This is a genomic window from Nostoc sp. UIC 10890 (assembly GCF_054786515.1).
Genome location: NZ_JBSGKF010000193.1, coordinates 1 through 1037, shown reverse-complemented (window position 1 = coordinate 1037; position 1037 = coordinate 1). Strand labels below are relative to the sequence as shown.

Below are 1037 nucleotides of genomic sequence, written 5' to 3'. Positions count from 1 at the left end.
CTTCCAACCAAAAGTATTATTAGGATTAACGGCAACGCCTGAGCGCTTAGATGGGGGCGATATCAAGGAGGATTTTCACTACCGCATCGCAGCGGAAATCCGTTTGCCTGAGGCTTTGAATCGAAAATTACTTTGTCCATTTCAGTATTTTGGCTTGTCAGACAGTGTGGATTTGACCCATATAGCTTGGGAAAAAGGTCGGTACTTGCCCAGTGAATTAAGCAGGGTATATACAGGAAATAACCGGAGGGTAGCGGAGATCATCAGGGCATTGGAGCGGTACACAAAGGACCATACCGAGGTGAGGGCGTTGGGTTTTTGTGTGACCATAGAACATGCTAAGTTTATGGCGGAAAAGTTTGTATTGGCGAATTTGAAAGCCGCTTATTTATCAAGTGCGAATGCGCAGGATCGTGATGAATTGAAACAAAAACTTCAAAAAAGGGAAATCAACTATTTGTTTGTGGTGGACATCTTCAATGAGGGGGTGGATATACCGGAGATAGATACCGTTTTATTTTTGAGGCCAACAGAAAGTCTAACGGTGTTTTTACAGCAATTTGGAAGAGGATTGCGGTTGGCAGAAGGAAAGGAAGGGTTAACGGTATTGGATTTCGTGGGCAATGCCAGACCGGAGTACAATTTCGAGAATAAATTTCGGGCATTGATTGGAAAAACATCTACGCCGGTAAAAAAGGAGATAGAAGACCATTTCCCACATTTGCCATTGGGTTGCTCAATAGTTTTAGAAAAAAAGGCAAAAGAGGTTATCCTGAACAATATAATAGCCGCAACTTCTCTAAATCAAAATCAGCTCATTCAAAAAATACAATCGTATCAGAACCAAACCACACTACCCTTAAATCTGAGGAATTTTGTGGAGTTTTATGAAATGCCGCTTCCTATGTTGTACAAGAAGAATCGTGCGATTGGCTGGAAGCGGCTCTGTGAGTTGGCGGGTGTAATTCCCAAATTTGAATCTGAAAATGAGTCGGCCATCGTATCTGCCATTCGCAACAAATGGCTTTCTTCTGCTT

1 protein-coding gene is annotated in these 1037 nt (G+C 42.4%); it reads left to right on the top strand.

Going from position 1 to position 1037, the window contains the following annotated elements; all coding sequences use genetic code 11:
- On the top strand, positions 1–1037 hold a 1037-nt coding region (locus tag ACWATR_RS40350), incomplete at both ends, for a DEAD/DEAH box helicase (RefSeq protein ID WP_460346088.1).